The organism is Arthrobacter sp. NPDC056691 (genome assembly GCF_042791415.1).
GTDB lineage: Bacteria > Actinomycetota > Actinomycetes > Actinomycetales > Micrococcaceae > Arthrobacter.
In genome coordinates this window covers 213836-234045 of the sequence record NZ_JBHTXX010000001.1, presented here as the reverse complement: position 1 = coordinate 234045, position 20210 = coordinate 213836, and the positions used below count along the sequence as shown (strand labels likewise).

17 protein-coding genes are annotated in these 20210 nt (G+C 66.9%); 5 read left to right on the top strand and 12 right to left on the bottom strand.

The window, feature by feature from the left end; all coding sequences use genetic code 11:
- Positions 1–42: 42 nt before the first annotated feature.
- The 7 genes from ACFRAU_RS01125 to ACFRAU_RS01095 all read right to left on the bottom strand — a co-directional run bounded on the left by ACFRAU_RS01125 (position 43) and on the right by ACFRAU_RS01095 (position 8154).
- The gene (locus ACFRAU_RS01125; RefSeq protein WP_377998449.1) at positions 43–1563 is read right to left on the bottom strand and encodes an NAD-dependent succinate-semialdehyde dehydrogenase; all 1521 of its coding nucleotides are present in this window, start codon (positions 1561–1563) and stop codon (positions 43–45) included.
- A gap of 95 nt (positions 1564–1658) precedes the next feature.
- On the bottom strand, positions 1659–2474 hold the full coding sequence (locus ACFRAU_RS01120; RefSeq protein WP_377998448.1) for an HpcH/HpaI aldolase/citrate lyase family protein: 816 nt from the start codon (positions 2472–2474) through the stop codon (positions 1659–1661).
- Complete coding sequence (hpaH, locus tag ACFRAU_RS01115; RefSeq protein WP_377998447.1) at positions 2459–3244, bottom strand: 2-oxo-hept-4-ene-1,7-dioate hydratase; 786 nt, start codon at positions 3242–3244, stop codon at positions 2459–2461. The genes ACFRAU_RS01120 and hpaH overlap by 16 nt, the downstream gene beginning before the upstream one ends.
- A 3-nt stretch (positions 3245–3247) precedes the next feature.
- Entirely contained in the window at positions 3248–4336 is a 1089-nt protein-coding gene (hpaD, locus tag ACFRAU_RS01110; RefSeq protein ID WP_377998446.1) for a 3,4-dihydroxyphenylacetate 2,3-dioxygenase, read from the bottom strand.
- Between the two features lie 98 nt (positions 4337–4434).
- Positions 4435–5949: a 5-carboxymethyl-2-hydroxymuconate semialdehyde dehydrogenase gene (gene hpaE, locus ACFRAU_RS01105; protein WP_377998445.1), complete on the bottom strand. Its 1515-nt coding sequence runs from the start codon at positions 5947–5949 to the stop codon at positions 4435–4437.
- A 22-nt stretch (positions 5950–5971) separates the two neighbouring features.
- Entirely contained in the window at positions 5972–6676 is a 705-nt protein-coding gene (locus ACFRAU_RS01100) for a GntR family transcriptional regulator (protein WP_377998444.1), read from the bottom strand.
- Positions 6673–8154, bottom strand: coding sequence for a fumarylacetoacetate hydrolase family protein (locus ACFRAU_RS01095; protein ID WP_377998443.1), 1482 nt, complete (start codon positions 8152–8154; stop codon positions 6673–6675). Before ACFRAU_RS01095 ends, ACFRAU_RS01100 begins: the two co-directional genes overlap by 4 nt.
- Before the next feature lie 226 nt (positions 8155–8380).
- On the opposite strand from ACFRAU_RS01095, the gene ACFRAU_RS01090 reads away from it, so the two are divergent.
- Positions 8381–10276, top strand: coding sequence for an FAD-binding monooxygenase (locus tag ACFRAU_RS01090; RefSeq protein ID WP_377998442.1), 1896 nt, complete (start codon positions 8381–8383; stop codon positions 10274–10276).
- An 89-nt stretch (positions 10277–10365) separates the two neighbouring features.
- Here ACFRAU_RS01090 and ACFRAU_RS01085 read toward each other — a convergent pair whose 3' ends face one another.
- On the bottom strand, positions 10366–10659 hold the full coding sequence (locus ACFRAU_RS01085; protein WP_377998441.1) for a hypothetical protein: 294 nt from the start codon (positions 10657–10659) through the stop codon (positions 10366–10368).
- Between the two features lie 236 nt (positions 10660–10895).
- On the opposite strand from ACFRAU_RS01085, the gene ACFRAU_RS01080 reads away from it, so the two are divergent.
- Positions 10896–12392, top strand: coding sequence for an APC family permease (locus ACFRAU_RS01080; protein WP_377998440.1), 1497 nt, complete (start codon positions 10896–10898; stop codon positions 12390–12392).
- Here ACFRAU_RS01080 and ACFRAU_RS01075 read toward each other — a convergent pair.
- Positions 12348–13076 (bottom strand): AmiS/UreI family transporter, encoded by a 729-nt coding sequence (locus ACFRAU_RS01075; RefSeq protein WP_377998439.1) that lies wholly within the window; start codon positions 13074–13076, stop codon positions 12348–12350. The two genes, ACFRAU_RS01080 and ACFRAU_RS01075, sit on opposite strands and share 45 nt — an antisense overlap.
- Positions 13077–13274: 198 nt before the next feature.
- On the opposite strand from ACFRAU_RS01075, the gene gdhA reads away from it, so the two are divergent.
- Entirely contained in the window at positions 13275–14612 is a 1338-nt protein-coding gene (gdhA, locus tag ACFRAU_RS01070) for an NADP-specific glutamate dehydrogenase (protein ID WP_377998438.1), read from the top strand.
- A gap of 44 nt (positions 14613–14656) precedes the next feature.
- On the opposite strand, the gene ACFRAU_RS01065 is transcribed toward gdhA, so the two are convergent.
- The 3 genes from ACFRAU_RS01065 to ACFRAU_RS01055 all read right to left on the bottom strand — a co-directional run bounded on the left by ACFRAU_RS01065 (position 14657) and on the right by ACFRAU_RS01055 (position 17546).
- On the bottom strand, positions 14657–15616 hold the full coding sequence (locus ACFRAU_RS01065) for a helix-turn-helix domain-containing protein (RefSeq protein WP_377998437.1): 960 nt from the start codon (positions 15614–15616) through the stop codon (positions 14657–14659).
- Between the two features lie 153 nt (positions 15617–15769).
- A complete protein-coding gene (locus ACFRAU_RS01060) occupies positions 15770–16831 on the bottom strand; it encodes a D-TA family PLP-dependent enzyme (RefSeq protein ID WP_377998578.1) in 1062 nt (353 codons plus the stop codon).
- 124 nt (positions 16832–16955) lie between these two features.
- Positions 16956–17546 (bottom strand): TetR/AcrR family transcriptional regulator, encoded by a 591-nt coding sequence (locus ACFRAU_RS01055; RefSeq protein WP_377998436.1) that lies wholly within the window; start codon positions 17544–17546, stop codon positions 16956–16958.
- Between the two features lie 120 nt (positions 17547–17666).
- Here ACFRAU_RS01055 and ACFRAU_RS01050 point away from each other — a divergent pair, with 120 nt between their 5' ends.
- Together ACFRAU_RS01050 and ACFRAU_RS01045 are read left to right on the top strand one after the other, a co-directional pair.
- The gene (locus ACFRAU_RS01050) at positions 17667–19622 is read left to right on the top strand and encodes a primary-amine oxidase (protein ID WP_377998435.1); all 1956 of its coding nucleotides are present in this window, start codon (positions 17667–17669) and stop codon (positions 19620–19622) included.
- A 9-nt stretch (positions 19623–19631) separates the two neighbouring features.
- Entirely contained in the window at positions 19632–20135 is a 504-nt protein-coding gene (locus ACFRAU_RS01045) for a hypothetical protein (RefSeq protein WP_377998434.1), read from the top strand.
- Positions 20136–20210: the final 75 nt, after the last annotated feature.

Sequence of the window (20210 nt, the reverse complement as noted above, 5' to 3'; positions counted from 1 at the left end):
CCTTGCTGTGGGGACACGTCGCTGTGTGGATGTGGCGCTGTGTCAGTTGGTGTAGGGGTCTGCGATGCCGATGTACTGCGTGGTGGTGTATTCGGCGATGCCTTCGGTGCCGCCTTCGCGTCCCAGTCCGGACTGTTTTACGCCGCCGAAGGGTGCAGCTGCGTTGGAGATGACGCCGGCGTTGAAGCCGACCATGCCGAATTCGATCTGTTCGGCCACGCGCAGGAGGCGGTTGAAGTCGCGGCTATAGAGGTAGGAGGCGAGGCCGTATTCGCTGGCGTTGGCCAGGCGGATCGCGTCTTCCTCATCGGTGAAGGTGGTGACGGGGGCGACGGGTCCGAAGATTTCCTGGGAGAGGATGTCGGCGTCGTTGGGCACATCGGCCAGGACGGTGGGCTGGTAGAAGTAGCCGGGCCCGTCCACGGGGGACCCGCCGATGAGGGCGGTAGCTCCGGCGTCGACGGCGGCACTGACCAGGGCGTGCACATCGTCGCGGGCGCCGGCGTCGATCAGCGGGCCGACCCGGGTGGACGGTTCGGTGCCGCGGCCGGTGGTCAGGGCGCCCATGGCGGCGGCGAACTTCCGGGTGAACTCCTGGGCTACGGTTTCGTGGACGAGGAAGCGGTTGGCTGCGGTGCAGGCCTCGCCCATGTTCCGCATTTTGGCGGCCATGGCGCCCTCGACGGCCTTGTCCAGGTCGGCGTCCTCGAACACGATGAACGGTGCGTTGCCGCCCAGTTCCATGGAGGTGCGCAGGACGTTTTGCGCGGCGTCGGCCATCAGACGCTTGCCCACAGGGGTGGAGCCGGTGAAGGAGACCTTGCGGAGCCGCGGGTCGGCCAGCAGCGGCCCGGAGACCCCGGAAGCCGAAGCGGAGGGGACGACGTTGAGGACCCCGGCGGGCAGGCCGGCGTCGAGCATGGTCTGCGCGAAGTACTGGGCGGTGAGCGGGGTGAGTTTGGCGGGTTTGAGGACCATGGTGCAGCCTGCGCCGATGGCGGGGGCGACCTTGCGGGTGGCCATGGCGAGCGGGAAGTTCCAGGGCGTGATGAGCAGGCACGGGCCGACGGGCTTGTGCTGCACGAGGATCTTGTTCTTGCCCTCGGGGGTGGTGAGGTAGCGGCCGTAGTCGCGGACGGTTTCTTCGGAGAACCAGCGCAGGAACTCGGCGCCGTAGGTGACTTCGCCGCGGGCTTCGGCCAATGGCTTGCCCATTTCCAGGGTCATCAGCAGTGCGAAGTCTTCGGCGCGTTCGGTGACCAGGTCGAAGGCGCGGCGCAGGATCTCGGCCCGCACCCGGGGTGCCGTGCGGGCCCAGGAAGCCTGGGCGGCGTCGGCCGCGTCGAGCGCGGCGACGGCGTCCGCGCTGGTGGCCGAAGCAAGGGTGGCGAGTACCTCCCCGGTGGCGGGGTCGTGCACGTCGAACGTGCCGCCGTCGGACGCGTCCCGCCACTGGCCGTTGATGAGCAGGCCGGTGGGAACGGACGCGAGGAGCGCGGCCTCACGCTCCGGTGAGATGGCGGCCTGCGAGAGGGCAGGGGAGAGTACGGGCGAAGTGGTCATGGAAAGTCTCCTCAGTGAGAGCTGGCCCAACTGACTCGCAGTTGTTGTCGTTTTGGGACCTCAAAACGACAACAACTGCGAGTCAGTTGGGTGGGTCAGTAGCTGGCGGGGGTTTCGACGGGCTCAATCACAGGCCCGCGGGGGACGTATTCGGCGGCGAGGGCTTCGGAGCCGCGGGCCAGGAGGGCGACGTCGGCGCCCACCAGGATGAAGGCGGCGCCGGCGTCGAGGTAGGCGCGGGCGGTGGCGGGGGCGAAGGCGTTGACGCCGGCGGGTTTGCCGGCCGCTTTGGCGGCGGCGAGGCAGTGTTCGACGGCGGCGCGCACCTCGGGGTGTTCCTGCTGGCCCAGCAGGCCCATGGAGGCGGCGAGGTCGGAGGGCCCGACGAAGATGGCGTCCACGCCGTCGACCTTCAGGATGTCCTCCACCGCTTCGACGGCAGCCGTGGATTCGATCTGGACGGTGACGCTGACGGTATCCGATGCCCGGGCGAGGTAGTCGGGGACCCGGTTCCACCGGGCGGCCCTGGCCAGCGCGGAGCCGACGCCGCGCACCCCGTGGGGCGGGTAGCGGGTGGCGGCCACCGCGGCTTCGGCCTCGGCCACGGAGTGGACCATGGGGATGAGCAGGTTCTGCACGCCCAGGTCAAGGTACTGCTTGATGACCACGGTGTCGTTCACCGGCGGCCGGACCAGGGTGTGGACCGGGTATCCGTGGGTGGCCTGGAGCTGGGCGAGGACGGATTCGAGCCCGTTGGGGCTGTGTTCGGCGTCGACCAGGAGCCAGTCCAGGCCGGATCCGGCGCAGAGTTCGGCGATGAGCGGGCTGCCGGAGCAGACCCACATCCCGGCCAGCGGCCGGTCGGCGCCATCCAAAACTGACCGGAAGGTGTCTTCTATTCGAAACGGCATGTGACAGTCCCCAGGGGTCCGTAGTCGGCGTGGACGGTGTCGCCCTTGTAGACCCACAGCGGGCGGGTGAAGGAGCCGGCGAGGATGATGTCGCCGGCCTTCATGGAATCCCCGTGCGCGGCGATCTTGTTGGCCAGCCAGTGGACGCCGTTGGCGGGGTGGTCCAGGACGCCCGCGGCGACGCCGGTTTCCTCCACGGTCTCGTTCTTGTACAGGATGGCGGAGACCCAGCGGAGGTCGACGGCGTCCGGGCGCACCGGGCGGCCGCCCACCACCATCGCGCCCATCGCCGCATTGTCGGAAATGGTGTCCACGATGGTCCGGCCCTCCATCTCGATCCTGGAGTCGAGGATTTCGAGGGCCGGAACCACGTAGTCGGTGGCGTTGAGGACGTCGAAGATGGTGCAGCCCGGGCCCTTGAGCCCGTCCTTCAGCACGAACGCCAGTTCCACCTCCACCCGCGGATGCGTATAGCGGTCCCACTGCACGGAGCAGCCGGTCTCCAGCACCATGTCATCGAAGATGGCGCCGTAGTCGGGTTCGGTGATGCCGGTGGCGGCCTGCATGGCCTTGGACGTGAGGCCGATTTTGCGCCCCACCAGGGTCCGGCCGGCGTCCTCGTTGCGGCGCCGCCAGAGCTGCTGTACCGCGTAGGAGTCCTCTACCGTCATGTCCGGGTAGCGGGCAGTCAGGCGGGACACAGGGGTGCGGGTCCGGCCGGCTTCCACCAGCTCGTCCGCTATGGCCTCAATCGTCTTCGCGTCCAGCATGGCTTAGACCTGCGCTCCAAGCTTGAAGCCCTCGCCGGCGGCAGCGCCGCCGTCGTCGGCTTTGCGGGTGTAGGAGAAGCCGTCAGCGCCCACGGTCACGGCCATCTCGCTCTTTTCCTCGCGGACAATGACCGGCTGGGGGTTGCCGTCCAAGTCCAGGACCAGGGAGGCCTCGGTGTACCAGGAGGGGACGACCGGGTTGCCCCACCAGTCGCGGCGCTGGTTGTCGTGGACGTCCCAGGTCACCACCGGGTTGTCCGGGTCGCCGGTGTAGTAGTCCTGGGTGTAGATCTCGATGCGGTGGCCGTCCGGGTCCAGGATGTAGAGGTAGAACGCGTTGGAGACGCCGTGCCGGCCGGGGCCGCGTTCGATCCGGTCGCTGATGCGCAGGGCGCCCATTTTGTCGCAGATCTGGATGATGTTGTGCTTTTCGTGCGTGGCGAACGCGACGTGGTGCATGCGGGGGCCGTTGCCGCCGGTCAGGGCGGTGTCGTGCACGGTCTGCTTGCGGTGCATCCAGGCGGCGTAGGTGACGCCGTCGGAGTCCTTGATGTCCTCGGAGACGCGGAAGCCGAGGTCCTCCAGGTAGGCGCGGCCGCGGGGGACGTCCGGGGTGACCTGGTTGAAGTGGTCCAGGCGGACCAGTTCGCCGGCGGAGTAGAGGTCGTAGCGCTGGGTGAGGCGTTCCACGTGCTCGGTCTCGTAGAAGAACTCGTAGGGGAAGCCCAGCGGGTCCTCGACGCGGACGGAGTCGCCGATGCCCTTGGTGAAGCCTTCCTTGCGCCGTTCAACCCGGCAGCCGAGTTCGCGGTAGTAGGCCTCGGCGGCGTCCACCTCGGCGGGGGACTTGACCCGGTAGGCGAAGGCTGCGACGGCGGCGATGGGGCCCTGGCGGAGCACCAGGTTGTGGTGGATGAACTCCTCCAGGGAGCGGAGGTAGATGGTGGTCTCGTCCTCTTCGGTGACGTGCAGGCCGAGGACGTCGACGTAGAACTCGCGCGACTTGGCGAGGTCGGTGACCACGATTTCCATGTAGGCGCAGCGGACGATATCCGGTGCCGGGACGGTGGGGGTGGGAACGAAGTTGGTCATGATGTTCTCTCTTCTTTGAAAGGGGGTTTATACCCAACTGACTAGCAGTAGATGTCGTTTTGGAGGCTCAAAACGACAACAAATGCGAGCTAGTTGGGCTAGGCGCCGAATTTGGGGGTGTGGACGGCGCCGAGGCTGATGTGCACGGCCTGCTGGTCGGTGTAGAAATCGATGGAGCGGTAGCCGCCCTCGTGGCCCAGGCCGGAGGCCTTGACGCCGCCGAACGGGGTGCGGAGGTCGCGGACGTTGTGGCTGTTCAGCCACACCATGCCGGCCTCCACGTTCTGCGAGAAGTTGTGGGCGCGGGTCAGGTTCTGGGTCCAGATGTAGGCCGCCAGGCCGTACCTGGTGTTGTTCGCCAAAGCCAGCGCCTCGTCGTCGTCCTCAAACGGGGTGATGGCGACGACGGGACCGAAGATCTCCTCCTGGAAGATCCGGGCATCGGGTGCGACATCGGCAAACACGGTGGGGGCGATGTAGTTGCCCTCCGGCAGGCCTTCCGGCCGTCCGCCGCCGGCCAGCAGCCGGCCCTCGGACTTGCCGATCTCCACGTAGGAGGCCACCTTGTCGTAGTGCTCGGGGTGGACCAGGGCGCCCACCTGGGTCTTGGGATCGTGCGGATCACCGACGACGATGTTCTTGGCCCGGGCAGCGTACTTTTCGCAGAACTCGTCATAGATGGCGCGTTCCACCAGGATGCGGGAGCCGGCGGTGCAGCGTTCGCCGTTGAGGGAGAAGACGCCGAACAGTGCTGAGTCGATCGCGGCGTCGAGGTCGGCGTCGGCGAACACCACGCACGGGGACTTGCCGCCGAGTTCCATGGAGAGGCCCTTGAGGTTGGCGGCGGCGTTGCGGAAGATCGTCTGGCCGGTGGTGGTCTCGCCGGTGAAGGAGATCAGCGGGACGTCCGGGTGCTTGACCAGGGCGTCGCCGGCCTCCTCGCCGAGCCCGTTGACCAGGTTGAAGACGCCGTCCGGCAGTCCCGCGTCCTTGAAGATCTGCGCCCACAGCGAGGCCGAGAGCGGCGTGAATTCGGCGGGCTTCAGGACCACGGTGTTACCGGTTGCCAAAGCGGGGGCCAGCTTCCAGGACTCCAGCATGAACGGGGTGTTCCACGGGGTGATGAGTCCGGCGACGCCGATCGGCTTGCGGTTCACGTAGTTAATCTGCGAACCGGGGACCTTCATGGCGTCGTCGAACTGGGCCACGATCAGGTCCGCGAAGAAGCGGAAGTTCTCCGCCGCCCGCAGCGCCTGGCCCTTGGCCTGGGTGATCGGCAGGCCGGTGTCGAACGTTTCCAGTTCGGCGAGGCGCGCTTCCTGGGCTTCGACGGCGTCGGCGATCCGGTTCAGTATGCGGGCGCGTTCGCGCGGCTTCATCCTCGGCCACGGGCCGTTCTTGAAGGCTTCGCGGGCGGCGGCGACGGCGAGGTCGATGTCCTCCTTCTGGCCGGCGGCGGCGGTGGCGTAGTTCGTGTTGGACACCGGGTCCAGGACATCGAAGGTCTTGCCGCCCACGGAATCAACGAACTCGCCGTTGATGTAGTGCTGGATGTGGGTGGGCAGATTCTCGGGAAGGTAGTGCTTGGCTGCTGTTTCTACAGGGGTCGTCATCGTTGAGGTCCTAACTGTGGTCTTAAGGATTGGGGTCTTTGAGAGTGGTTTGGGCGAGGTACGCGTCCAGGGTGGCGGAGCGGTGGAGCCGTGCTGCTTTTTCGATGGTGTCGGCGCCGGCGCCGGATTCAATGAGCTGCAGGAGCGCCTCGTGCTCCTCCACCGATTCCCGGGCCCGGCCGGGGACAAAGCGGAAGGTTGAGGACCGCAGTGATGCCAGCCGGTTCCAGCCGCGGTGGACGAGGTCCAGGATGTGCGGGTTGGGGCAGTGCTCGAAGAGCACGCTGTGGAAGTCCTGGTTGAGCCGGGTGAACCGGACGGGGTCGAAATGCTGCAGGCACTCGCGCATCTCGGCGTTCACGGCGCGGGCCCTCGCCACGTCCGCCTCCCCGATGAGGGGAGCGGACAGCGCAGTGGCCGCACCCTCCACGATGCTCAGCGTCTGCATCGTGTAGAGGTACTCGGTGGGGTCGATGCCCGCCACGGTGGCCCCGACGTTCCGTTCGAATTTCACCAGGCCCTCGGCCTCGAGCCGGCGGATCGCTTCCCGGACCGGGACCACGCTGAACCCGAGGTCCTTGGCGATGGCGGCCAGGACCAGCCGGTAACCGGGCGTGTAGGTGCCTTCGACGATCCGTGCCTTGATGGCCTGGTAGGCCTGCTCGGACTTGCTGCCGGTAGCGCTGCCAGTGACAGTGTCAGCCGTGAAGGTGGCCGTTTCAGTCATTCGCCTTGCCTGCTTCCCATTGCTTCCCATTCTTCGTACCTGGCGCGCCATGCCGCGTTGAGCGGGTAGAGCCCGTCCACGCCGTGGCCCTGTTCCACCATTTCGGCGATGAAAACCTCTTCGCGTTCCTGGGCGATAGAGTCGTTGGCGACTTCCTCGGCCAGGGCCGGCGGGATCACCAGGATGCCGTCCGAGTCGGCCACGATGATGTCGCCGGGCTGCACGGTGGTGCCGCCGCAGGCGATGGTGATGTCCGTGTCCCACGGGATGTGGCGGCGGCCCAGCACGGCAGGGTGCGGGTTGGAGTAGTAGGTGGGCAGCTCCATGGCGGCCACGGCGGAAAAGTCACGGACCCCGCCGTCGGTGATGATGGCGGCGGCGCCGCGGACCTGGGCGCGCAGGGCGAGGATGTCACCGATGGTGCCCGTGCCTTTCTCTCCGCGGGCCTCCATGACCAGGATTTCGCCCTCGTTCACGGAGTCGATGGCGCGCTTTTGGGCGTTGAATCCGCCGCCGTGCGTCTTGAAGAGGTCCTCGCGGTTGGGCACGTAGCGCAGGGTCCGGGCCAGGCCCACCACCTTGCGGTCCGGGCGGGTGGCGGTCAGTCCGTCAATGCTGACGTTGTTAAGGCCGCGCTTTCGCAGCTGCGAAGACAGCGTGGCGGTGCAGACGCTCTCCAGCTTGGCCTTCAGCTCTGGGGAGAGAACCGGCCCGACGGCGGGCAGCCCCGCCGCTTCACGGGAACCGTACGCTTCCTCCCGCTGCAGGTCATCGGCCTTGGGCCCGGCACCAAAGTCGGCGAACGCCGTCGTGCCTTCCTCCACCCGCGTCACCAGCCGGCCGGAACTCAGCTGCCCGCCTTCAGAACCAAGGGCACTCACCTCGACTTCCAGCACATCGCCGGGTACGGCGACGGAGGCGCCGGCGGGCGTGCCGGTGAGGATGATGTCGCCCTCTTCAAGGGTGAGGAGCTGGGACAGGTCCGCCACGAGCCGGGCGAACGGGAAGAGAAGGTCCGCGGTGGTGTCGTCCTGGACCAGTTCGCCGTTGTGCCAGGTGCGGACCCGCAGTTTGGCGGGGTCGACGGCGTCTGCCGGGATCAGTGCCGGGCCAACCGGGGTGAAGCCGTCGCCGCCCTTGGACCGGAGGTTGGAGCCCTTGTCCGCGTAGCGGAGGTCGTACACGCCGAGGTCGTTGCTGGCGGTGACCGCGGCGACGTGGCTCCACGCGTCTTCGACGTCGACCCGGCGGGCCGCCTTGCCGATGATGATGGCGATCTCGCCCTCGTAGCCGAGGAGTTCGCAGCCGGCCGGGCGTTCGACGGCGCCACCGGTCAGGGACAGCGAGGACGACGGCTTCAGGAAGTAGGAGGGCTGCGCCGGGGTCCGGCCGCGCTGGGCCGCCCGGCTGGGGTAGTTGATGTGCACCGCGATCACCTTGCGTGCTGCTGCCAGGGTGTCGCCGTTGACCTGCTCCAAAGCGTTCTCCTCATCAGGTACGAAATCGTATACGAAACATACTGGACCGCTTCCGGCTACTTCGTCAACCCCCGTTTTTCGGGGAAGGAAAAGCTGCTTGTAACCCGGGTCTCATGTGACGTACAGTACTGAAGCATAACCACGATTTCTATTATCGAACCACCTGTTCGAATATGGAACACCAAATTTGGCGAAAGCCAGCCACACAGTGAAGTGAGGAAAGCCCGTGCAGTTCCACCACCACGGTTACGTTTCCGGTGACCCGCGCATCCAGCCCGCCGCCGGCGTCGGCATGAACCGCCCCGAAGAGCTGCCCGACGAGGTCGACGTGCTCATCGTGGGCTCCGGCCCCGCAGGCATGCTCGCGGCCGCCCAGCTCTCCCAGTTCCCGGACATCACCACGCGCATTGTGGAACGCCGGCCCGGGCGCCTCGCGATCGGCCAGGCCGACGGCATCCAGGCACGCAGCGTGGAGACCTTCCAGGCCTTCGGCTTCGCCGAGGAGATCATCGCCGAGGCCTACCGGATCACCGAGATGGCGTTCTGGAAGCCAAGCCCGGAGAACCCGAAGCACATCTACCGCGCCGCCCGCGCGGTCGACGACGAAATGGGCATCAGCGAATTCCCGCACCTGATTGTCAACCAGGCCCGTGTGCTGGACTACTTCGCCCGGGTCATGGCCTTTTCCCCGACCCGAATGACCCCCGACTACGGTTACGAGTTCCGCAGTCTCGATGTCACGGAGGCGGGGGAGTACCCCGTCACCGTGACCCTCGTCCGCACCGCCGGCCCGGACGCAGGGCAGGAGCGCGTTGTGCGTGCCAAATATGTGGTGGGTGCTGACGGCGCGCGCAGCAGGGTCCGTGAATCGATTGGCTGCACGCTCGCCGGCGACCAGGCCAACCACGCCTGGGGCGTCATGGATGTCCTCGCGTCCACCGACTTCCCGGACATCCGCACCAAGTGCGCCATCCAGTCCCACGACGGCGGCAGTATCCTGCTGATTCCGCGTGAGGGCGGCCACCTGTTCCGCATGTACGTCGACCTCGGCGTCGTGCCTGAGAACGACAACGGCGCCATCCGCAAGACCACCATCGACCAGATCATCGCCCACGCGAACCAGATCCTGCAGCCCTACACCCTCGACGTCCGCAACGTGGCCTGGCACAGCGTGTACGAGGTGGGCCACCGCCTCACCGACAGGTTCGACGACGTCCTGCCCGCCGAACGGGACACCCGCACGCCGCGGGTGTTCATCACCGGCGACGCCTGCCACACGCACAGCGCCAAGGCCGGCCAGGGCATGAATGTGTCCATGCAGGACGGCTTCAACATCGGCTGGAAGCTCGGCCACGTGCTCGAGGGCCGCAGCCCGGAGTCGTTGCTCGCCACCTACTCCGCGGAGCGCCAGGTGGTCGCGAAGAACCTCATCGATTTCGACAAGGAATGGTCCACCCTGATGGCCAAGAAGCCCGAGGAGTTCGATGACCCCTCGGAGCTCGAGGACTTCTACGTGCGCACCGCCGAGTTCCCGGCCGGCTTCATGACCGAGTACTCGCCGTCGATGATCGTAGCCGAGGCAACGCACCAGAACCTGGCCACTGGCTTCCCTGTCGGCAAGCGCTTCAAGTCCGCGCCCGTACAGCGGGTGTGCGACACCAACCCGCTGCAGCTGGGACACCAGGCAAAGGCAGATGGTCGCTGGCGCATCTACGTGTTCGCCGACCCGGCCGAGGCCGGCGCCGCGTCGCCGACCGCTGACTTCGCGCAGTGGATGGAGAAGTCGCCGGAGTCGCCGCTTGCGGCCACGCCTGAGGGTAACGACGCCGATGCCTGGTTCGACGTGAAGGTCATCTACCAGCAGGACCACAGGGACATTGACATCAATGCCGTCTCGGCGGTGTTCAAGCCGGAGGTGGGGCCGTTCAAGCTCACCAACCTGGAAAAGGTGTACGGCACCGACCCGAAGGCCGACATCTTCGACCTGCGCGGCCTGGACCGCGGCGGCGTCGTGGTGGTGGTCCGACCGGACCAGTACGTGGCGAACGTCCTGCCACTGACCGCGACGGCGGAGCTCGGGGCATTCTTTGCGCCGCTCCTCCCGGCCCGCGCGCACGGATAGCCGCGGGCTGCTCAGCCACCACGCGTGACAAATGGACTGCCGGGCCGGCAGTTCTGTTTAAGGCGGCGGGCTACTTCGGGCCGTATGCCTCAGCGAAGCCCCCGGTGCGCCGCCCACATCCCGGCAGCGTGGCTGGCAGCTTCCGCGATCAGGGCGGTGAGCTCCGGCCGGTCAGGCACGCGGAACGAAACGTATGCTCCCCGGCCGCCGGCGAGGGGCCGGCCGTAGGCCTTGGCGGCAAGGTGGCCGTCGGGCAGGAGCCGGACGTTCAGCGTGGTCAGCGTGAACTCTTCGCCCCTTCGGCTGTCCGTCCAGCGGAGTGCCGCCGGAATGGTGACATTGATGGCCAGGGCGCTCACTTCGAGAGCGGGATCGCTGCTCATTGCCACATGGTCTCACGGAGGCGGCGTCCAGCGGCAGCAACCTGCTTGACCGGAGGCGAGCATCCGCGGGACCCTCTGAGATGAGACTCCTGAAGGACACGACCAGTGCGCTGAGGCACAACAACTGATCGCTGCCAGACAAGCCCTATCCGACCGGGACTGCAAAGCTGGATTCAGCGGTGCGAGGCCATTGCCGGCACCCCTCTCCAACGCTCATGACCGTTAAGAAGGATCCAATGAGTATTTCAAATTCCGAGCCCCGGACTGCAGAAGCAAAACCGCGCAAGGAGCAATCCACCGCCCTCCGCGCGGGCAGCATCGGCGTCCTGGGCATTCTCTTTTTCGTTCTTTCCGCCCAGGCTCCGCTGACCGGCATCGTCGGCGCAGCGCCCCTGGCGGCTGCACTCGGCAATGGCGCCGGGGCACCGGGCGCCTACCTCATCGTGGGCATTGTCATTGTCATCTTCGCCGTCGGCTTCGTCGCCATGAGCCGGAAGGTGCAGGCCAACGGCGCCTTTTACGCCTACATCACCGCCGCCTTCGGCAGAAAGACAGGCACAGGAGCTGCCTGGCTGGCACTGCTGGCGTACAGCACGGTGCAGGCCGCCATGTACGGACTCTACGGCGTGGCCTTCTCCGGCCTACTGGCCTCGGCCGGCGTGACCGTTCCATGGTGGCTCCTTGCCGGTGCCACCATGGCAGGCGTGCAAGTGCTGGGATCGAAGAACATCGAACTCGGCGCCCGCGTCCTGGCGTTCCTTGTGGGCCTGGAAGTGGCGATTCTGCTGCTCTTCGGATTCACCGTCCTGCTGAAGGGCGGCGGCCCGGAAGGCCTCAACGTGGCAGCCTCGTTTTCCCCCGAGGCGATCGCAAGCGGAGCTCCCGGCGTTGCCATCATGTTCGCAGTGGCCTCCATGTTCGGCTTCGAGTCGACGGCCATCTACTCCGCCGAGGCCAAGGATCCCCACCGGACGGTGGCGCGGGCAACGTATCTCTCCGTAGGCATCATCGCGGTGTTCTTCGCCTTCATTACGTGGATGCTGGTGAGCTTCTACGGACCCTCACACGTGATCGACGCCGCTGGAGCCGCCCTGGAGTCAGGAGACGCGACCTCATTCGTGATCGGGCCCCTGGTCGAGTTGTTCGGCCCCTGGGCCGGCGTGACTGCAGGCATTCTCCTGGTGACGTCCCTCCTGGCGGGCATCGTCGCCTTCCACAACGGCATTAACCGCTACCTGCACTCGCTGGCCCTGCGCGGTTCCCTGCCTGCTGTCCTGGCCCGGACCAACAAGCACCGCGCACCCGCGTCGGCAGCCTGGGTCCAGACCACCGTCGCGGTGCTCCTTGTGAGCCCGTTCGCAGTGTTGGGGATGGACCCCGTGCTGACCCTCTTCTCATGGTTCAGCGGGCTGGCTGTTGCAGCGCTGCTGGTGCTGTACATGCTCTGCTCCCTGGCCGTCGTCGTATTTTTCCGCCGCGAACGGGTGTCCGGGCAGCTCTGGCAGACCGTGATCGCGCCGGCCGTTGCTTCGCTGCTGCTGGCCTGGGTTCTCTACCTGGTGGTCAGCAACTTCACGTCCCTCATCGGCGGGAGCGCCGAAACGGCCACCGGACTGCTGGTGGCCGTCCCGGTGATGTTCCTGGCCGGGGTGCTGGCGGAAATCGGCGTGGAGAAACGGGGCCGCACCTCAGGGCTTGAGTTCGCCGATGAGGCTGCTGTCAGCGGCAACTAAGGGCCCGTCGTCGGCTAACGGTTCGTTAGGGACGACGACGACGGCGGGCTGGCCGTGCAGCCCGCCGTCCCGCCGGGCATCCCGGCGGCCGTCCCTCCGGGCGAGGCCGCCGGCGAGCAACAGCAGTGCCGCGATGCAGGCCGCGGCTATGCCGGCCAACGCGGGGTCACGCGGCCATTGCCCGGTCATTCCAAGCAGGGCCGGCACCGTTGCCGTGGTCTGGCTGGCCAGAACCAGGGACCAGCCGATCAGCGGCGACAGCCGGCTCCGACCGAGCGCCAGCGAGAAGAAGAACAGCATCCACAGGTAGGACCAGCAGAGCCACAGCACCGCCAGCAGCGGGTCCTCAGGGAACCAGGCTGCGGCGAGCAGAAGGCCGCACCCGGCCACCATGCCGCAGAACCAGCCGAGGCCATTGGACCCCAGCGCCAGCAGGAAATCCAGGCCGACGTAAACGTAGGTCAGGCCGAACAGGAACATGCCGGCCGCCGAAAGCAGCAGCTGCGGGCCGCCGTCGTTAAGGCCGGAAGAGGCCGAACTCAAAGAGGCAACGCCCAGGGCAAGCTGGATGGTGCCTATGACCAGGCTGAACACGGCAGCGTCGCGGCGCGGAAGGTGCCCGAGCGGTGCTAGCCCGTTGACAAGCAGCGCTGCACCGGAAAGGAGGAGGCACACGTACGCCATCAGTGTGCCTTCCTGGCGCACGACATTGAACGCCCGGATCTCATAATACGGAAATTAACTGTCACAATACGGAGAATAGAGGATAGCTGCCCTCCCCGCTACGCGGCTGCGGTCTTAATCGGTTAAGTTGAAAGCTCAACAATATGCAGGCGCAAAGATACACTTTGACGGTTGCTCGCGGAAGTAAGGGACAGATTCATGGATGCACGGCTGGAGGCGGTCAGGGATACGGTCCTGGCGCGGAATCCCGGCGAGGCGGAGTTCCACCAGGCGGTGGTCGAGGTGTTCGAAAGCCTCGGCCCGGTTCATGACCGGCACCCCGAGTTCCTTGAAGCCGCCATCCTGGAACGGCTCTGCGAGCCCGAACGGCAGATCATCTTCCGGGTGCCGTGGACCGACGATTCCGGCCGGGTCCAGATCAACCGCGGCTTCCGCGTGGAGTTCAACTCGGCGCTGGGCCCCTACAAGGGCGGCCTCCGGTTCCACCCGTCCGTCTACCTCGGAATTGTGAAGTTCCTCGGCTTCGAGCAGACCTTCAAGAATGCCCTCACCGGCATGCCGATCGGCGGGGGCAAGGGCGGTTCAGACTTCGACCCCCGCGGCCGCAGTGACGCCGAGGTGATGCGGTTCTGCCAGTCGTTCATGACTGAGCTGTACCGGCATATCGGCGAGTACACGGACGTGCCTGCCGGCGACATTGGCGTGGGTGGCCGGGAAATCGGCTACCTCTTCGGGCAGTACAAACGCATCACCAACCGCTACGAATCAGGAGTCCTGACCGGCAAGGGCATCTCCTGGGGCGGTTCCCTGGTCCGGCCGGAGGCCACAGGGTTCGGCACGGTGATCTTCACAGAGGAGATGCTCAAGACGCAGGGCTCATCCTTCGACGGGCAGCGCGTGGTTGTTTCCGGCTCCGGCAACGTGGCCATCAATGCAATCGCGAAGGCCCAGGTGCTCGGCGCCAGCGTGGTGGCGTGTTCCGACTCCTCCGGTTACGTGGTGGATGAGGCCGGGATCGACGTCGACCTGCTCCGCGAGGTGAAGGAAGTGGACCGCGGCCGCCTGAAGGACTACGCGGAACGCAGGGGCGGCGTCTCCTACGTGGACGGCGGATCCGTGTGGGACGTCGACGCGACGGTGGCGCTGCCCTGCGCCACCCAGAACGAGCTCGACGGCGATGCTGCCGCCCGCCTGGTGCGCAATGGCCTCCTCGCGCTCGGTGAAGGCGCCAACATGCCCTCCACCCGGGACGCCGTGGCGGTGTTCCAGGAGGCGGGCGTGCTGTTCGGGCCGGGCAAGGCCGCCAACGCGGGCGGCGTGGCCACTTCGGCGCTTGAAATGCAGCAGAACGCGAGCCGGGACTCCTGGTCCTTCGAGCACACGGAACAGCGCCTCACGGACATCATGGTGGGAATCCACCACCGCTGCGCTTCCACCGCGGATGAGTACGGCGAACCCGGCAACTACGTGCTGGGCGCCAACATCGGCGGCTTTGTCAAAGTGGCGGACGCGATGCTCGCCCAGGGTTTGATCTAGGGCTTGATCTGGGGCTGGGCTGGGCTGATCTGGGCGCCGGCTGCTTAGGCGCCGCGCCGCCAGTCGGTGGGTGATTCGCCGAAGGCGTCCCGGAAGGTGCGGCTGAAGTGCGCCGCGTCGAGGAATCCCCACCGGGCCGCCACGGCTCCCACGGAGGTGCCCGAGTGCAGCGGGTCCCTGAGGTCCCGGCGGACGCGCTCGAGCCGGCGGCTCCGGATCCAGCTGGCAACTGTGGTGCCGGATTCGTGGAAGACGTTGTGGAGGTGGCGGGTGGAAACGAAATGGGCCGCGGCAATGCCGGCCGGCGACAGCTGCGGGTCGGCGAGGTTCGCCTCAATGTATTCACGGACCGACGTAGCCAGCAGCGCTTGGGGCTTCATGCTGTCCGCAGCCAGGTCCAGTTCCGAATGAAGCATTGTGGAGACGAGGTCAAGCGTGTTGGCAGCGAGCCGGGAACCGCTCGGCCCGCTGAGTGCCTCCAGGTTGCCGGCGAGCTGCGCGATGAACGGCCCCACAATGCCCGCCAGGCCCGTCCCGCCGGCCAGGCGGACGGCCGACAGCTGTCCCACGTAATCCGGCGGCAGCGACAGGGAGTCATGCGGGAACATGACCACCATCATGCGGGCCGCATCTTCGAACGCCAGTGTGTACGGGCGGTTGGTGTCGTAGATGGCCAGGTCGCCGGGACGGAGCACGGCCTCGCGGTTGTCCTGGATGAGGAGCCCGGTGCCCTCCAGCTGGAGGTTGAGCTTGAAATAGCGCTGGTCCGACTGCGCCAGAAGTGCCGGTGTGCGGTGGACGCTGTGTCCCGAAGCCGAAACTTCCACGATGCACGTGCGGTCCAGCACCCTGGAACGCATGCGGCCGCGGAATTGCTCGGGCCGCTCCGTTTCGGCGGCCAGCGGCACAAAGGACTGCGCTACGAGGTGCCTCCAGTGGTCAAAGGAGGTGGCCACGCTGGACGTGAGGGCCTGGTCCGCGGGGTGGGGCGTGGTTGCTGGCATGAACGTTCCTGACGCCGGTCGGCTATCTGAATAGGGTCCCCAACACTGTGTCCTGGAACACAGTCATTTCAGGTTAGCGGCCAAATTCGGCCCTGTCATCTTTTTTCAACACATGGCGAAAAAAGATTTGGTGAACACAGGCGGTCGGGCCGATTACTTGTTCTTGCCCCGGGCTGCCACCACCCAGCGGTCCACGAGTTCGGCACCGCGAACCACGGCGACGTCGTCCACCAGGTTCATCGCAAGGCACACGTGGTTGGGGATGACGCGCAACCGGTCCCCGATGGCAGGCGCAGTATCGGGCCCGTGCCACTCGACAGTTGCGTGGTGCTCCGACAGTGCGGTAATCCGGGCGTCGGGATAGTCCATCAGCCGCCCGAAGCCGCTTGCCCACGCGGGCCGGTCGCTGCCGAGAACCTTGCTGCCGGCGTCGATGATGAAACGTGCCGGTCCGTCCGCGGGGGCCGCATGGTGGCTGACCACGGTGGCTGCCACTGCCAGCGCGATGTCCTCGAGGGCGCACCGCCCCAGTTCCAGCTGCTGGGCGTCGCCAAAGACATACACCCCTGGACGCACCTCGGTGGCAGCTGAATTCCCGGTCAGCATCGCCGTCGGCGTGGAGCCGCCGCTGCGGCAGGTGACGTCGAATCCTGCCGCGGCAAGAACCTCGGACGCCTGGTCCAGCGCCTGCTGCTCCTGCCTGGCGGCCTCGATGGGCATGCCCGGCGCATAGCTGTGTCCCGGGAAGGTGAAGACTCCCTCGACTTTCAGCCCTGCGCGCGCCGCCGCCTCGGCGACCGGGACGACGGATTCCGGGTGGACGCCGCTGCGGTGGTGGCCGCTGTCGACTTCCACCAGAACGCTGACGTTCCCAGCCGCCTTCCCGAGCCCGGATCCCAGCGTCGTTGCACCCTCCACGGAGTCCACGCCGACGGCGATCTGCGCAGTCTGCGACAGGCGCCGGAGGCGGTTGGCTTTGTGCGGCGAAATCCAGAGGGGGTAGGCGATGAACAGGTTGTCCACTCCGGCAGCTGCGAACACTTCAGCCTCGCCGATGGTTGCCACCGTCAGTCCGGAGGCTCCGGCTGCGATCTGGCGGGCGGCGATTTCGGGAACCTTGTGGGTCTTGGCGTGCGGGCGCAGGCTCAGGCCCCGCGCCCGGACGGCTGACGCCATCCGCTCGATATTCCGGTCGAGTATGTCGACGTCGATCATGATGTCCGGTGTATCGATTTCCTGCGGGATGGTCACTGTCGGGGTCTCCTGGTTGCGGGTCGGTTCCTGCGGTCCGCGCGGGTCCGCAGCGAGTGGGGGTCTTCAGGCTCGCGGGGTGAGCCGGCTAGCGGGTCAGCAGGGAAAGGAAGCCCTCGAGCTGCCCGTCCAGTCCGAGTTCCGTCTGGCCCTCGGGAAGCAGCGCGGCCGCGATCTGGGCACCCAGCAGCATGTTGAGCAGCTGGCCGGCCAGGCTGGCGTCGTCGACGGCGGTGCTCACGTCCCCGCTGTCCCTGGCCTCCGCAAGGTGGCGCCGGATCGTATCCAGCCACTGCTGCATGGATTCCCGGTGGATCTGCGCTTTGCCGGGATCGTTGATGGCCTTCTGCCAGAAGGGGATGACGATCCGGGCTTCATTGATCCTTTCCTCGTCCAGCGGGAGCACCTCGACGCAGAAGGCCCGCAGGGCCGCCAGTCCCGACAGTCCGGCGGTGACTTCGGCGATGCGCTCGTTGGTCCGGTTGAAGACGTGCCCGAACGCGAACGTCAGCAGCGTGTCCTTGGTGGGAAAGTATGGTTTGAGCGCACCGTTTGCAAAGCCTGCCTCGGTGGCAATTTCCCGCATCGTGGCGCTTTCAATGCCCATCCGGGCGATGATCCGCCAGGTCGCATCGACGAGTTCCAGGCGGCGCTCGTCGTGGTCAACAATCTTTGGCACGCGGCCGCTCCCCAGTAAATATTTTCGCCCAGCCTCTTGTGAGCCATCTTACGTTCGCTTATTCTCTACAACTATAGAAAATAAAAATCCGACCCGCCAGGGTCCCGGACGAAGGCCGCCATGACGCTCTCCATCACAGAAACAGCCAGCCCGTTCCGCCTTGCCTCAGCCGCGGACATCGGCGCGGTGCAGGGCATTCTTCGTTCCGGGGGCCTCCTTGGCCCGGAGAAGCGCATTGCCTACCTGGGCCTGCTGGACCCTGCCCGTGGAACCGACCCGGCCCGTGAATCCGACCCGGCCCGTGAAACCGCCAGCGAGGCGGAAGACCGGCGGTTCCGGGTCTTCATCCACGACGTCTCCGGCGCCCGTCCCCAGGACGTCACTGTCTCGGTCACCAGCGGCACGGTGATCGCCGCCGTCGAACTCGACACCGCGGCCACCGGCGAACTGCCGGTCCTGGAAGAGGAGTTCGAGGTGGTGGAGCAGTTGCTGGCCACGGACGGGCGGTGGCTTGAGGCCCTGGCCGCGCGGAACCTGGACGCCAGCAAGGTCCGGGTTGCCCCGCTGTCAGCGGGTGTGTTCGAGTACCCGGAGGAGAAGGGCCGCCGCATCCTCCGCGGCCTCGCGTTCGTGCAGGACTTCCCCGAGGACAGCGCCTGGGCTCACCCGGTGGACGGGCTCGTGGCGTACGTCGACGTGGTCAGCAAGGAAGTCACCCAGGTCATTGACCTGGGCCCAATGCCAATCCCGGCAGAGCATGGCAACTACACCGATCCCGAGCTCACGGGTCCGCTCCGCACCACCCAGAAGCCCATCAGCATCACCCAGCCCGAAGGCCCCAGCTTCACCGTGACCGGCGGCAACCACATCGAGTGGGAGAAGTGGAGCCTCGACGTCGGCTTTGACGTCCGGGAGGGCGTGGTGCTGCACAACATCGGCTTCCGGGACGGGGACCGGCTCCGGCCCATCATCAACCGCGCGTCGATCGCCGAGATGGTGGTCCCGTACGGCGACCCGTCCCCGATCCGGTCCTGGCAGAACTACTTCGACACGGGGGAGTACCTCGTGGGGCAGTACGCCAACTCCCTCGAACTGGGCTGCGACTGCCTTGGCGAGATCACCTACCTCAGCCCCGTCATCAGCGACGGCTTCGGCAACCCGCGCGAGATCCGCAACGGCATCTGCATGCACGAGGAGGACTGGGGCATCCTGGCCAAGCACAGCGACCTCTGGACCGGGATCAACTACACCCGCCGGAACCGCCGCATGGTGATTTCCTTCTTCACTACCATCGGCAACTACGACTACGGCTTCTACTGGTACCTCTACCTCGACGGCACCATCGAGTTCGAAGCCAAGGCCACCGGCGTCGTCTTCACCTCCGCCTTCCCGGAAGGCGGCTCGGACAACATCTCCCAGCTCGCCCCGGGCCTGGGGGCGCCGTTCCACCAGCACCTCTTCAGTGCGCGCCTGGACATGGCCATCGACGGGTTCACCAACAGGGTGGAGGAGGAGGACGTGGTACGCCAGGCCATGGGACCGGGCAACGAGCGCGGCAACGCGTTCTCCCGGAAGCGCACCGTGCTGGCCCGCGAGTCGGAGGCCGTCCGCGAGGCCGATGCCCGCACCGGCCGGACCTGGATCATCTCCAACCCCGAATCCCGCAACCGCCTGGGCGAACCAGTGGGCTACAAGCTGCACGCCCACAACCAGCCCACGCTCATGGCAGACCCAGAGTCATCCATTGCCCGCCGGGCGGCGTTTGCCACCAAGGACCTGTGGGTCACCCGGTACGCCGAAGACGAGCGCTACCCCACCGGCGACTTCGTCAACCAGCACTCCGGCGGCGCGGGCCTTCCCGCCTACATCGCCCAGGACCGCGACATCGACGGCCAAGACATCGTTGTGTGGCACACCTTCGGCCTCACACACTTCCCGCGCGTCGAGGACTGGCCCATCATGCCTGTGGACACGGTGGGCTTCAAGCTCCGCCCCGAGGGCTTCTTCGACCGCAGCCCGGTCCTGGATGTGCCCGCCAACCCGAACGCACAGTCGGGATCCCACTGCCATGGCTAGGCACAGGCCGTGACTGCCTTGCCGGGATGGGGCCGGTCCACCGGTCCCATCGCCAGGTCCCGTCATATCCTGCACTCCCGCGCCGTCTCGGCCGTGACCGCCGCTTCCTGCGGGGTGCATCTGTGGCTGGTCGCCGGGAACCACCACAGTCCGTGGCTGAGCGCCGTGATGCTCGGGATGGTCGGGGTCTGCCTGCCCTGCGCCGTGCACCTGTGGCGCGGCGGCCGGGATAGCGCCCTGCGTCAGGTGATGGGCTGCGCCCTGGCCATGACAGCCGTGCACGCGGTCCTGCTGCTTAGCGGCCCCGGCTTCTCCGGGGGAGGATCGTCCGGGCACGCCCATTCCGGGGCGGCCGCGTTGCCAGTGCCGGGAGCCGGCTCGTCCGGCTTGTTGGCGTCGGGGGCCGAAGGCCTGCTGGCAATCATCGTGCTGGAAATTACGACGGCGTTCCTCGCCGCGACGCTGCTCGCCCGCCTTCGCTCCGTCCCCCGGACAGCGGCGCCGGTTCGATGACACCGACAGGGTGGAGGTGGGCCCCGCCTGTTCCATGCTGGAATGGAGCCCCGGCGGAGGGCCTGTTTTGCGGAT